The organism is Spirosoma radiotolerans, assembly GCF_000974425.1.
In the GTDB taxonomy this organism is placed as follows: domain Bacteria; phylum Bacteroidota; class Bacteroidia; order Cytophagales; family Spirosomataceae; genus Spirosoma; species Spirosoma radiotolerans.
On record NZ_CP010429.1, the window covers coordinates 1,131,527 to 1,145,354 of the forward strand.

General features: G+C 51.5%; 9 protein-coding genes. 2 read left to right on the forward strand and 7 right to left on the reverse strand.

All coding sequences use genetic code 11. The features are described from left to right. Positions 1–127: 127 nt before the first annotated feature. Both SD10_RS04355 and SD10_RS04360 read right to left on the reverse strand, forming a co-directional pair. Positions 128–1,369: a mandelate racemase/muconate lactonizing enzyme family protein gene (locus SD10_RS04355; RefSeq protein ID WP_046375846.1), complete on the reverse strand. Its 1,242-nt coding sequence runs from the start codon at positions 1,367–1,369 to the stop codon at positions 128–130. Positions 1,370–1,477: 108 nt separating this feature from the next. Then, the gene (locus tag SD10_RS04360; RefSeq protein WP_046375847.1) at positions 1,478–2,518 is read right to left on the reverse strand and encodes a LacI family DNA-binding transcriptional regulator; all 1,041 of its coding nucleotides are present in this window, start codon (positions 2,516–2,518) and stop codon (positions 1,478–1,480) included. A gap of 365 nt (positions 2,519–2,883) precedes the next feature. Here SD10_RS04360 and SD10_RS04365 point away from each other — a divergent pair, with 365 nt between their 5' ends. After that, complete coding sequence (locus tag SD10_RS04365; protein WP_046375848.1) at positions 2,884–4,479, forward strand: M28 family peptidase; 1,596 nt, start codon at positions 2,884–2,886, stop codon at positions 4,477–4,479. Positions 4,480–4,529: 50 nt separating this feature from the next. On the opposite strand, the gene SD10_RS04370 is transcribed toward SD10_RS04365, so the two are convergent. The 5 genes from SD10_RS04370 to SD10_RS04390 form a co-directional block, all read right to left on the reverse strand. After that, positions 4,530–5,333 (reverse strand): alpha/beta fold hydrolase, encoded by an 804-nt coding sequence (locus SD10_RS04370; protein ID WP_046375849.1) that lies wholly within the window; start codon positions 5,331–5,333, stop codon positions 4,530–4,532. Positions 5,334–5,530: 197 nt separating this feature from the next. Next, entirely contained in the window at positions 5,531–6,361 is an 831-nt protein-coding gene (locus SD10_RS04375; RefSeq protein WP_046375850.1) for a sugar phosphate isomerase/epimerase family protein, read from the reverse strand. A gap of 129 nt (positions 6,362–6,490) precedes the next feature. Further along, complete coding sequence (locus tag SD10_RS04380; protein WP_046375851.1) at positions 6,491–9,676, reverse strand: PVC-type heme-binding CxxCH protein; 3,186 nt, start codon at positions 9,674–9,676, stop codon at positions 6,491–6,493. A 57-nt stretch (positions 9,677–9,733) separates the two neighbouring features. Then, positions 9,734–10,633, reverse strand: coding sequence for a ThuA domain-containing protein (locus tag SD10_RS04385; protein ID WP_082111513.1), 900 nt, complete (start codon positions 10,631–10,633; stop codon positions 9,734–9,736). 356 nt (positions 10,634–10,989) lie between these two features. Then, entirely contained in the window at positions 10,990–12,981 is a 1,992-nt protein-coding gene (locus tag SD10_RS04390; protein WP_046375852.1) for a S8 family peptidase, read from the reverse strand. A 104-nt stretch (positions 12,982–13,085) separates the two neighbouring features. Here SD10_RS04390 and SD10_RS04395 point away from each other — a divergent pair, with 104 nt between their 5' ends. Further along, entirely contained in the window at positions 13,086–13,817 is a 732-nt protein-coding gene (locus SD10_RS04395) for a sulfite exporter TauE/SafE family protein (protein WP_046375853.1), read from the forward strand. Positions 13,818–13,828 lie beyond the last annotated feature (11 nt).

Sequence of the window (13,828 nt, forward strand, 5' to 3'; positions counted from 1 at the left end):
AAGTCATCCAACCCAGACTAGGCTGGGGTTCAGAAATTCATTACTGTACTTTTTAATTAATCTTCAGGTTGTATCTCTGCTTACGCTTACTGGACTTGACCGCTAACCAACAGCTTTTGGGACTCACTTACCAGTTATGGATGGCGCCATCCGGGCTTTTCAAAACCGGGTGTGGGAACGGCGTTTTAGTCGTAACCTCCATCACGAATGTTGCTTTCTTCGGATCGAATTTGACACCTAATCCCGGTTCTGGATTGAGGTATAATTTGCCGTTTTTGAAATTGATGTAATCTTCATTAAAGTAGGCCGGGCGTTCGGGTTCGCCACCGCCCAGCTCCATCAGGCAGCGCGTAGGACTGCTAGAGCCGAGTACGTGCACCAGAGCGGCCGTCGACAGGGGGCCTGTAAAGTGGGGAATCATACCGGCATAGTGCGTCTCACAGAGAGCAGCTATCTTTTTAAATTCGCCAAGGCCGCCTGTGTTGGGTAATGTAATCCGCGTGTAGTCGATCAGGCGTTGCTCGATGAGTTCGTTAATGTCCCATCGATCACCAAATTGCTCGCCAACGGCAATGGGCACGGTGGTCATCTGGCGAACCGTTTTGTAAACCGCCGGATTTTCGGACCGAACAATGTCCTCGACAAAATAAGGCTCCATGTTTTCGAGTGCCTTACAAATCTTGATACCTTCCGTGGTATCAAATCGGGTATGTAAGTCGAGCGCCCATTTACCACCACCGCCCACGGCAGAGTCGATTCGTTTGCAGAATTCGATGGTCTTTTTGGCATTGTCATAAAAATCGAAGGGTTCTTCGCCGTTGCCGCCCGTTGGCCCGATGCGATAGGCGCGTAAGCCTGCCTCGATACAATCGCGGGCGCGTTCTTCTTCTGTTTTAGCTTTGGAAGCCCGAAAGCCGGTGGCATAACATTCGACATATTCCCGGGTGGCTCCCCCCATTAATTCATAAACAGGAACGCCCAGCGCTTTACCCTTCAAATCCCACAAGGCCATTTCCAGGGCACCGAGGGCGTGCAATTTTTCGCGGCCGGGCGGATAAAACATGCCTCGGTACACGTTTTGCCAGATGTGCTCGATGCGGAACGGATTTTCGCCGATGATCATTTGGGCGCACTGTTCAAGCATATCTTTGGACCCGCCCTCGCCAATACCGATCAGACCCGCATCTGTCTGAATTTCAACAATACCGCGTGCCTGGTTGAAAAGTGGTTTGTTATAACCGGGGGCACTGTAATACCTGATTTTAGTGATTTTAAGTTTAGGAACCGCCTGAGCCAGACCCATTGGCAGCCCGGCCCAGACCGCCGTTGAACCGACTAATGCAGACTTGAGAAAGTTTCTTCTTTCCATAAAGTTAAGGGTAAGGAATATAGGAATTAAGGGCTAAGCGTAATCAGTTAAGGGTAAGGAATAGTCAAATTCAGTTTCCTGCTTAAACGATTAAGCAGGACGTCAAAACTAAGCTTTCAGTGTTTTCTTTGTTTTTGACGACGCACGTTCAATTAATTCTGCCTGCATCAGTATCTGGGCGGGTTCGTCGGGCTTGTTTTTCAATTTGTTTATCAAAAGTTCAACGGCTGTCTGGCCTAAATGCACAATGGGTTGTTTTAGGTAGGTAATGGGGCAATAATAAAGTTCAAAGACTTCAGCCTGTCCGAAACTAACGATGGCCAGCTCATCCGGAACCTTCAATCCCAGCTTATTGATGTATTTTAGTCCACTAACTGCCAGGCTGTAGGTAGCAAACAACAACGCGTCAATCGGCTGGTCGGATGAGAGCATTTCATCCAGTGCCCGTTTAACTCCGCTCTCAATATCATTGATCCGAACCTCTTTCAGCCAGGATGAATGGTGTGTTATGTTGTTATCCTGAAGTGCATCCCGATAGCCTCTTATCCGTTCCTTCATGTGAAAAAGCTGCGAATCGTAGGCAATCATGCCAATGTGCTTGTACTTATTGCGGACCAAATGTGTACCGGCGTCATACGATGCCTTGTAGTGATCAGTCGAAACGAAGTCCGTCGCTATTTCCGGGAAATACCTGTCCAGTAGCACAAACGGAATATGCTTGTTCTTCAGGAGTTGAACTTGCTGGTCAGAATTTTCGGCCGATACAATGATAAATCCATCTACCTGCCGGTTGACCAGTACATCGATTAAATCCTGTGACTTTTCTGCATTTTCGTCAGAACTACCAATAATGACCGTATATCCATATCGTTTGGCTTCATCTTCAACTACCCGGGCTATGTTTGCAAAAAATGGGTTCGATATATCGGCAATAATCAAGCCTATGGTATGCGTTTTTCCGCTACGTAAACTCTTTGCTAAATGGCTGGGCTGGTAGTTTAACTCCGAGGCTATCTGCTTAATCTTTAAAGCGATCTCCTGCCCGACCCGGCTCTCTTTCTCTTTTCCATTCAGCACATAAGACACCAACGCTGTAGAGACCCCCGCTTTCTGAGCTATATCTTTTATAGACACCTTCGTCTTACTCATGCGATCAATGTGTGTTCAGGCGCACACGAATAAGATGGACGTTACCTGATGGAGTTATTATGACCCAAATATAAGCTTAACCGATTAAACAAAGCAATAAATATTATTATTTCTACTATTTTTTAGCTTATTAGGTAGTGAATGTATAGGCAGACGACGCGCGATGGCGCGAGGCTCCGGCCTCTGGCCGGTATTGACCAGCTTGTGTGTATAAGCAAACCAGCAACGACACACCGGCCAGAGGCCGGAGCCTCGCGCCATCCGCCCGCGTCATCAAGGCCCTTCTTGCGAAGTAACCATTACGATCTTCGGCTTTTGCATTGTACCTTAGTCTTAAAATAATCAGGTAATTCTCACTTCATTTAATGACGTACAAACAGTTATTACTGGGGGCCACTTTGGTTGGTCTGCCCTTTCTGAGTTTCGGCCAGAAAAAATACGCTGCTTCCATCACAGCGGCCGATCTCGAAAAACACCTCCGCATTCTGGCCGCCGATGACATGGAAGGCCGCGAAACAGGCCAGGCGGGCCAGCGTAAAGCCGCTGAATACATTTCGAAACAGTTTGCCGCTGAAGGATTGAAGCCCATCGTGAAAACAGAGGATGGGAAATTGGTTTATCAGCAACCCTTTACGCTTTACAAGAAAAACTGGGGCGATTTTTATGTGAGTGCAGGCGGTAAGCGATTCGAGTATCTGAAAGACTTTGTGGTCAATGGCCTGCTCTATCAGCCCACCGAAATAGCCCTGGAGTCGGTGTTTGTTGGTTACGGTATCGGCGAAACCAATTATGACGATTATGCCGGACGGGACGTAAAAGGGAAAGCTGTTGTCATGCTGGAAGGTGAGCCCAAAACAACGGGCGACAAATCACTAATCAGCGGCACCAGCGAAACCTCCAAATGGGGTGGCCCCAATGGATGGCGTGCCAAGAGTTTGCTGGCGAAGGAAAAAGGAGCGGCTCAGGTGTTTATCATTTCGGCCGAGTCGCCGGAGGCATTTAAGCAGGTACTTGCCCAGCGGGGTGCTTTGCAGGGACGGTTTAACCGATTGACGCTCAAGCCGGGCGCCGAAAATGTAGGCTCGATGGGTGTATTCCTCGTTTCGTCGGAGACCGCAGCAGCCCTGCTGAACACGTCGGCGGCCACACTCACGCAGACGACGGCCCAACTTGCTCAATCGACGGCTCCCGTTTCTTCGTCGCTGGCAGGGCATATCAGTGTCAAAGCAGACCGGGTGGAGGAGAAGGCTCAATCATCCAACGTGTTGGGCTTTATTGAAGGCACCGATAAAAAAGATGAAGTCCTGATTGTTTCGGCCCATTACGACCATATCGGCATTAGCGCAGACGGCCAGGTCAACAACGGGGCTAATGACGATGGCTCCGGTACGGTGTCGGTGATCGAGATCGCTCAGGCCTTTGCTAAAGCGAAAGCCGAAGGGAAAGGACCGCGTCGGTCAATCCTGTTCCTGACGGTTTCGGGGGAAGAAAAAGGGCTGCTCGGGTCTCAATATTATGCCGACATGAGCCCGGTTATTCCGCTCGACAAAACGGTGGCCGACCTGAATATCGACATGGTGGGCCGGGTCGATGATTTACACAAGGGGAAATCAGACAACTACATTTACGTCATTGGCTCCGACAAGCTTTCGTCTGAGTTACATACAATCAGCGAAGCCGCGAATGAGAAGAACGTTAAAATGGAGTTGGATTATAAGTATAATGACCCTAAAGATCCCGAACGGATTTACTACCGTTCTGATCACTATAATTTCGCAAAGCACCAGATTCCCATCATTTTTTACTTCAACGGTTTGCACGGCGACTACCATAAGCCAACTGATGATGTAGAGAAAATTGACTTCAACCTTGCCGAACGGAGTGCCCGCCTGGTGTTCTACACGGCCTGGGAAATTGCCAACCGCGATGAACGGCTGGTGGTCGATAGCAACAAACAGTAAAACAGACGTTTATGAGGGGAACAGCTGTTAATCTGTTCCCCTTATATCTTCTAGTGGGCGGTTAACCAGTTGCGAACGCGGGGGTTAAAGTCGTCGATACACTCCCAGTGAAACGCATGTCCGGCATCGTCGTAGAGGTGCAGTTCGCTATTGGGAATGGCCCCGGCTACTTCTTCGCTCATCCAGACGGGGGTAAAAATATCTTTACGGCCACCAATAACCAGACAGGGCTTGTTTATCGAACTCAGTTCTGCCAGCGTATTGTGGGTTATGCAGGCTTCGGCTTGCCCTTCGAGGCCGTGCAACGGCTGGGGCGATGAATCAACGGCGGCCTGCTGCCGACCAGCCAGAAGGTCGGCAAACATAGTGTCGTCGTCCCAGCTTCGTTTGGCGTAGATCAGCAACTGAATGTAATTCGAAAACTCCTCGGGTCGTAATCGGGCCTTGATGGTGGCCATGTGCCGAAAGATCGCTTCGGCCGTTCGGTCGCAGCGTGCCCATGGGCACATGAGTACCAGCGAACGTACTTTATCAGGATGCCGTAAGGCAAGTTGCTGGGCAATGGTGCTACCCATCGAGACCCCCACAACCCGCACTGAGCCCAGGCCAAGCGCGTCGATCAGGCCCGCGTAATCGTCGGCCATCTGGGCGGTAGTGTAAGGTCCTGCCGGTTTATCCGACTGGCCAACGCCCCGGTTATCGCCCATAATGCAGCGAAACTGGTGGTGCCAGTCATCGGCGTGTTTTTCCCAAACGGAACCGGGTGCTGTGATACCCATGATCAGCAGAAGTGGCTCCCCCGAGCCTCGTTCCTCATAATACAGGTTGATGCCGTTGGTTTTTAGTAGAGGCATGGTGAAAGAGTGAAAGGGCGAATGAGTGAAAGAGTGCCTGTGCAGCCGGTTACTTACTAACCGACCGGGAAGGTTTCTTAAAACCTTTTGTCGTTGTTTATCGAGGTTTTGAGAAACCTCACTCATCAGATGTAAGCATCTGACGGCACAACAAAGAGTGAAAGAGGAAATGAGTGAAACCTCTGGATGGCATTTATTCACTCTTTGATTCCTGGAAGCAACGTTTCGTACACCCAGCGACCGTCATGAAGGGTGACGCCGTCGGGATCATCCATGGCTTCGGGGCCTTCATCTTCGCAGATAATCCAGCCGCTGTATTGCTGCTCGACCAACCATTGAGTGATACCTACAAAATCAACTTTGCCGTTGCCGAGTAACGCAAATTCGGGCTCGCCGTTCCAGTCTTTATAATGGACAAGGTTGATGAGCGACGCGTACTCTTTCATTTTGGTCAACGGGTCCATGCCGCCGTTGATGAGGTGGCCGACGTCGGGTGTCCAGCCCGTGACCGAGGCATCGAGCGATTCGATAATGACCCGGTAATCCTCCTCCGTACGGGTGATGGACGAGTGGGGCGAATTGGGGTGAAACGTGCAGGGAACCCCCTGATCGACCGCCCGGCGCGATACCCGGTTGACAATATTAACGAGGTTACGACGACGGGTTTCGAGGTCATGTCGCCCCGTTGGTTTCTGCACGGTGCACAGCAACGCCCCCGGAAAGTGTTTCAGCAAGGCAATGGCCCGATCGGCCTCGTATTTTTCCTGCTCGGTTTCGTCGGGGTTGTTCCAGTCCAGTGCCAGGGCAATGGCTGCCAGCTCAACGCCCTGTTCGGTTAATTTTACGCCCAGACTGTCGGGGTCGGGCAGGTCGCCCATCCAGTTGAAGATAGGTTCGATGCCCGCGAAACCTGCCTGCGCCGTAATGTCGATCATGTGCCCCAGGCGGTTGGCGTGGGTTTGACCATTGTTATTCATGAACCAGGTATAAGCTTCGGCACCAAAGCGAAAAGGGAAAGAAGAGTCCATTTAAGAATAAATAGTAGTAGCTAAGGGACTGCTGATTTTTATGATCCTTATGATTTGGAAATGATTGAAACATCATAACTGATCTTAACAATCCTAAAAATCAGCGGTCTATTCAATGTGTGAAGTCAATTATTTTTCCATCGGGTGTTCTTTCAACAACTGTTGCGGAGAGTAAAAATCCTTTTTGCGTTCGGTAGCGGCCCGTACTCTCTTAACCTGGTCGGGAAGCACGGCGGGGGCCTGATTGCCGAATGAGTTTCTGACGTAGGTTAGTACGGCCGCAATTTCATTGTCTTTCAGTAACCCGCCAAACGGGGTCATGGGCACCTGTCCGGGATACGTTTTACCAACGACGTCGATAGGCCCCATGAGTCCTTTGAGGGCTATTTTTATCAACCGTTCCTCATTTCCCGACACCCAGTTGGTGCCGGTGAGAGGAGGGAAGCCAGAGGCAGTAAGCCCTTTTCCATCGGGCTGGTGACAGGTGGTGCAATAGCCTTCCTTCGAATAGATTTGCTTGCCCATGTTGTAGAGGGCCAGCTCTTCGCCTTTCAGTGTCGATGTCACGACCTTTTCTTCTACCTTCTTCACGTTGACCCCTTTGAGGTGGGCAACGGCCGCTTCGTGGGCGTGAACCATCCATTCATCCAGCGGTTTTTTGGTGGCTTCGGCCAGAATAGGAAGGCCCTTTTCCTTACCGATCCAGGAAGCGGCCACAATGGCCGCCAACCGAACCCGGCTGTTGTCGTCCCGGACGGCCTGCATGAGCAGATCGGCCTGGTCGGCAACCTGATGGCCGGTATACCGAACAACCTGAATGGCAGCGGCCCGGGCGTGGTAGTCTTTCGCTTTAAGCACTTGCCGCAGCAGTTTCTGGTCTACTTTATTCATACCCCAGCTTACCCAAAGCCCTTCCAGCAGATGATGTTCGTAGCGGGGGTCATTCTTATCGAGTCCGGCTACCCAGGTATTTAGTTTCGCCAAAACCTGATTGACATCCCGACCGCGAAGTTCGCGCCGGGTGCGGTAGCGCGTGCGGTACTCGGGTAGTTTGAGGTTATCCAGCAGTTCGTCGATGCTGGCACCGTCTATTTTAGCGGGCGTTACCAGCGGCCGCGATGGGTACGTAATCCGGTAAATCCGTCCGTGCGAATGGTCGCGCAGGGGGTCGCGGGCGTTGTGCTGCATGTGCCCGATCAGGATGTTGTGCCAGTCGATCAAATAGAGCGAGCCATCGGGTGCGAACTCCATATCGACCGGACGGAAGTTGCGGTCTTCACTCACCACCAGATCGGCCCGGTGCTTACTGATGTAGCCCGTACCGTCGTCTTTCAGGGTGTGCTCTTTCATACCCAGAAAACCAATGGTGTTGTTGATCAGGAAATCGCCCTGGATGTCGTCCGGAAAGTGGCGGCTGGAAACAAACTCCAGCCCGGATGTTGGCCGAACCCGGTGAGCCTCTTCAATCAACTGAGCCGATTTGTGGGTAGCTTCACCATAGCGCGGCAATACCGAACCGGGCATCATCCACCGCACATCGGGGCTGGAGGTTTCGGCAAAGAACGGCTGGCCCCAGTCGTCAAACGCAATGCCCCAGGGGTTTGGAATGGACAACTGTGCGGTGCGTTCCAGTTTATGAAGCTGTGGGCTGTAGCGATAGAAGCCGCCATTGGTGGCCCGAACGGTGCCGTAAGGCGTTTCTACGTTGGTGTGTAGAAATACACCTTCTCCCGAGTAGATAGCGCCCGAAGGATCGACCGTAAAGGCGTGGCTGTTGTGGTGGGTGTCGTGGTCATCGAAGCCGCTGAGCAGAATTTCCCGTTTGTCGGCCTTGCCATCGCCATCGGTATCAACGAGCAGTTTCAGGTTAGTGCCCTGTGACACATAAACGCCTTCTTTCGCAATCTCGAAGCCAAGCGGCAAGTGAAGTCCATTGGCGAAAACAGTTTCCTTATCGGCCTTCCCGTCGTTGTTGGTATCTTCAAAAATCAGAATCTTGTCGTCGGGCTTGGCATCGCCCGGTTTGTAATGCGGATAACTTGGCATGACCGCTACCCACAGCCGCCCTTTGTTATCGAAGGACATCTGCATGGGTTTCGCCAGGTCAGGAAACTCTTCTTCAGAAGCAAAAAGCTCGATTTTGTAGCCCTGAGGTACTTTTAGTTTGCTCAACGCTTCCTGCCCGTAGAGGTACGTCAGGCTACCATTCTTCTCCGGGTTGAAATTGGTTTTTACGGCGGGAAGTTGTTTCGTTTTCTTGTCGGCCGCAGCAATGTCCATTTTTTCTCCTTTCGCAGCGGCCATCCAGACGGCCGTATCCCGAATGGCGGTCATTTCCCGAATCTTCTCTATTTCGGCCGGGTAGTTGTCCGGGCCAAAGGGATTGTACCGGCGACCATACACGTGAACACCGTTCGGAATTTTATAGTCATTATGCCACATCCAGTTCTTTTCCAGCACGGCATCGTGCACCAAGGCCCGGTTCGGTTCGGCTTTTGGGGTTGTTTTACCAAAAATCTGATCGGCCAACAGAACGCCCAGTTTTTTATAGCCAGCTTCGTTCAGCTGAGAGCCATCGATGGTCAGCGGTTCCTTGCTGGCATCGTACCATTGTTTGGAAGGCGTAAAGGCATCGACAAATAGGACATTGTTTTGATCGGCTACCTCTTTCATTGCCTTCGTGTAAAGCAAAAGGTTCTCGTTTTCCTTTTTGCCGTTTGGCAGATCATACATAGCCGACAAATCCTCGAACGCAATGGGCGACACAATAGCGAGCTTGGGTGCACTGACCCCGTTGTACGTTTGCTTCAGCGTCCACTTGATAAAGGCGTCCAGTTCCGCCTTGTAGTTGGCCAGTCCTTCTTTTCCCTGAAAAGATTCGCTATAGCCAAAAAAGGCAACGATCACATCGGCTTTCAGGCGGGTGAGCCATTGGTCGGGATAATCAAAATGCCCTTCACTCTCCGAATTGTTGGCGTACTCCGTCTGAAATTTCTCGGCTCCCGGAAAGGCCCAGGGCGTGTTTCGGCTGGCATGGGGCCTGAAGCCGGGGGTATCACCGCCATCGCACATGTTCCGGATGTAAAGCATGTCATCGGGATAGCGAACCTGCATTTCCGTCTCGAAATGACCGTAGTTCATCATCCTTGACCCCAGATTACCACCCAGGAGCATAATATGAGACCCTTTCTTGACGGCCAACGGTTCGACGGTGTTAACCAGGCCCCGGTTTGTTTGAAACGCGCTAACCGCAATCAGCACGAGCACCGATACAATGAGCAATCGATTGAGGGTATTTTTTCTGGGTAGCGACATGGCGATTGTTGAAGATAATGACCAACTAATTGTACGTATGTGCTTCGCAAACACGTATCAGGATTTGTTCGGATGGCCGTATGGTACGTCAATGGCTAGTTTGCCTTTCCAGGTTTTAGGGACTGGCAAACCCAGTTCCCAATGGATGGCATTGATCACCAATCGCTGAAATGATTCTATCTGAAAATCTTCGGGGTGTCCCAGGGTGGTTAGAAATGCTTTGCCACCCCACTGGTTTTTCCAGGTCCAGGCGACAGGGTTATCAATGGCGGCTTTGTCGGGATTGACCGATTTTCCCATCAACAGCGGAACGGCTCCTTTGGCCGGATAGTCGGGCAGCACCCGGTAGAGCCAGGAAGCTGCGTGGAAACTGGGCGCAACACCGGTCAGGATGGGGTTTTTGGCGGCTTCGGGAATGATCGTGACATCGGTTGTACTTTTGTGGCCGTAGTGGGTATGCTGCGCCTTACCACCCCAGCCCGGTGGTGCCCCAAAAGCAAACTCGCCAAATGAATTCCAGTGTTGCCGTTCGTCGCCGTCGGGGTAATTGAACGCGTGGGTTGTGGTTCGGAACCCCATTACGGGCTTCCCCGATTTTAGGTAAGCGTCGATGTAATTCAATTGATCCTGAGGAAGTTGCCGCCAGCGAAGGAAGAAGACGGCCAAATCAGCTTCTTTCAATGCCTCCAGGCCGGGAATGTCTTTCTCACCATTGTAGTCGGGATAAGCTTTCAGCACTTTCGTGCGCATGCCGTAGTTTTTCTCTAGTTCGGCGGCAATAACAGGTAATGTCAGCTCTCCGCTGTATTCGTGGTCGCCGGTGACGAAAACGACATAAGGTTTCTTCGCTTTGGCTGAAGGCGATGCACTGGCCAGGACCTCCGCAAAAGATAACGGGTAGGCTAAAGCCAATAGACCAGCGGCCTGTTGAAGGAAAGTTCGGCGTTGGTTTTTCATGTAAGGCGTTTTTATACGGAAGAGTAAGCTGATAACGTAAGAAAATCCAGCGCTGAATTTACTTGGTTCGCTGGCCTGGCGGCCAAAAAAGTTATGGTTCGAGCCGTTGTGCCGTCACGTTTTGTCCACAATTAATAGCGCCATTTTTGAACGTATGTGTACGCAGAACGGTGCGTAGGGATAGTAGAGTCGTCCTGTTATGGCTCCCCGGTCTTTGAGGGCACTTCAGTGCAGAACAAAACAAAAAAGAGCGTGCCCTTGGGTAGCTCCATCAGGCTAATTACAAAGCGGTCATCGCACTTTGCCCTGTACTTAGGGGAAGACGCAGGCCACGGCGTGTAGACTAATCAGACCAATCATTTGAAGCCCGAAAATTGGGCCGGGCCGCTGGGCGATTCGGACAGGATTAGCTTCACGGCTTCGTGAGCGTTAAGTAACCCACCCGACCGACTTAACCTTTTGAACGCTACTGTTTGACCCGACCGCCCCGGCCTCCGAACTTGCACATCCGGTTTATAACTGCTCCTGAGGAGTATGTCCTTCACCTGTACCGCCGTTAGTTTCGGAAAATAGGATCGCAGTAAAGCCGCTACGCCTGCCGTCATCGGGGCCGCCATGCTGGTGCCCGAAAAGCTGGCGTACTCATTATGAGGAAGCGTCGAGAGAATCTCGGTGCCGGGCGCAAAAATATCCACGGTTTGCAGGCCATAGTTTGACGACCGGCTGGGCAATCCCTCGCCGATGCGCCAGGTGCTGTTGCCGACGACCAGCACATTCCGGGCCGTTTTTCCATTTTCGTACCGGGCCGACGGATAGGCTGGAAGCGAGTCATAGTTTTCACCGTTGTTGCCCGCTGCGTGCACGATCAGCACGTCATGTTCTTCGGCGAATCGGATGGCAGCATCGACTTGTTCTTTAAAGGGAGATAACCGCTTGCCAAAACTCATATTAATTACTTTGGCTCCATTCTCAACGGCGTAGCGAATGCCATTGGCCACATCTTTATCGCGCTCATCGCCATTGGCTGGCACGACAGAAACGGGCATAATCCGAACGTTGTCGGCCACGCCGTCTATCCCCCGACCATTGCCCCGTTTGGCGGCAATGATCCCCGCTACATGACTGCCGTGCATGGCCAGTTGCTGCGATTGACCAATGATCAGTCGGGGGCTTCCGTAATAGCGTTCGGTTGGGTTGGCCGGGTTGTCGCCAACAGATGCGCGTGCATTATAATCCGGGTTATAGGCAATGGTGGCTTCACTGCCCATGATCTGCCGGAACCGTGCCCAGTTCTGGCGAACCAGGACCGTGTAATACGAAAATGGGCCATATTGGGGGAAATACCCGTCAGCCAGAATCGTTTTTACCGCAGCGGCTATAGAATCAGTTCCCAGATCGACCTGACGAATAGCGGCCTGTGAGGTTGTCGAATCCGGTAAGCTGGCGGCAATCTGACGAGCTACCGCCCAGAATTTCACGGTATCGGCAAAGGCCATGCGTTTGGGCTGATCGACCGCGTAACGGTTCAGAAACTGCTTTTTGGCCGTCTGGTAGGTGTTGTATTGCCGTTTCTCGGAAGGGCTAAGTGTGGCAGGGTTCGCCTTGTCGTACTTATTTCGCAGCAAAACATAGGTTTGGGTAATTTCGGGCTGGTCGTATTCGTAGGTCGTGCCATCTTTAGCGCCCATAAAATTCCAGCCATTCAGATCATCAGTATACCCATTTTTGTCGTCGTCGATTTGATTATCCGGTCGCTCTTTCGGATTCACCCAGATCACATCGCGCAAATCCTCGTGGGTAATATCAACGCCCGAATCCAGCACGCCCACGATAACGGGTACCGACGTTCGGCCTTTCAATAAGTCATAGGCCCGATAAAGACTGATCCCCGCTATGGAATCGGCTGTGGGGTCGAGGTAAGGCCAGTTGCGCGGGGGCTGATTTGGGGAAGAACGCTGACGGACAAACGGCGTTTTTGACACGAAGATTTGCTGTCGTTCCGGGCAATCATCCGATAGGAGTTGTAAGGCCAAATTTTCGCCATTGTTTGTATAAATAAGTTTATAAAGGCCTGTTGCGTTATTACCGCACGAGTTTTGCCCCGTAATTTTTTGTAACAGCAGGGTATCGCCCAGTTGCCGATACCGCATAGTTTCGGGGGCGGCAGATGCACTTTCTGGTGTGAGAAGCAACGTATCCCGTTGAAATGTCATTGTAGCCTGGGCATTCGTCGATGCCAGCACCACACCCTGCCAGCGCGTACCACGAACGGGCAATTGCGCCTGGGCAACCGAAAAAATCCCGATCAGGAAGTAGGCAAACAACAGCTGAACTTTTGGTGAATTCATGATTGATTCCGTTAACTTTCGTCGAAAATAACGCTTTATTAATGGATACTAACGGTACGATTGCCTTAGTAGTCTACATCAATTTACTCAGAAGAGCACGTTTTATGGATTATTCATTCGCCTTTTTGATTTGTTTATTCCTTGTTGGGTTCGTTTATGCCTCAGTAGGGCATGGAGGAGCCAGTGGTTATCTGGCCACAATGGCGCTGTTCGGGATTGCCCCGGCATTGGCTAAACCGTCGGCGCTGATCCTGAATCTGTTCGTGTCAACGATCTCATTTATACAATTTTACCGCGCCGGATACTTTCGGTGGAATACGTTCTGGCCCTTTGCCATAGCCAGTATTCCCCTGGCCTTTCTGGGCGCTCGTATACCCCTCAGCGACACGCTGTATCGGCAATTGCTGGCGGTTTGCCTGTTATTGGTCGTAGTTCGGCTGCTCTGGACAGTGCGGGGACAGGAAGAGCAAACGCGGCCTATTCCGTTGGCCGGGGGGCTACTGACGGGGGGCATCATTGGGTTGCTATCGGGTATGATCGGTATTGGAGGAGGCATTATCCTGAGTCCGTTGATGCTCCTGTTTCGGTGGGCACGGCTGAAAGAAGTTGCTGCTACCTCAGCCTTATTCATTTTTGTCAATTCCCTGTCGGGCCTGTTTGGCCTTCTGAGCAAAGGATACTCGCCCGACCCAACCTTGTATGGCTGGATTGGGGCCGCTTTTGCCGGGGGCATTTTAGGCGGGTATTTTGGAAGCCATCGGTTCAACGTACCAACTTTACGTTACATGCTCGCTTTTGGTGTGGGGGTAGCCTGTGTGAAATTGATTTTTACGTAAACGACCGGGGC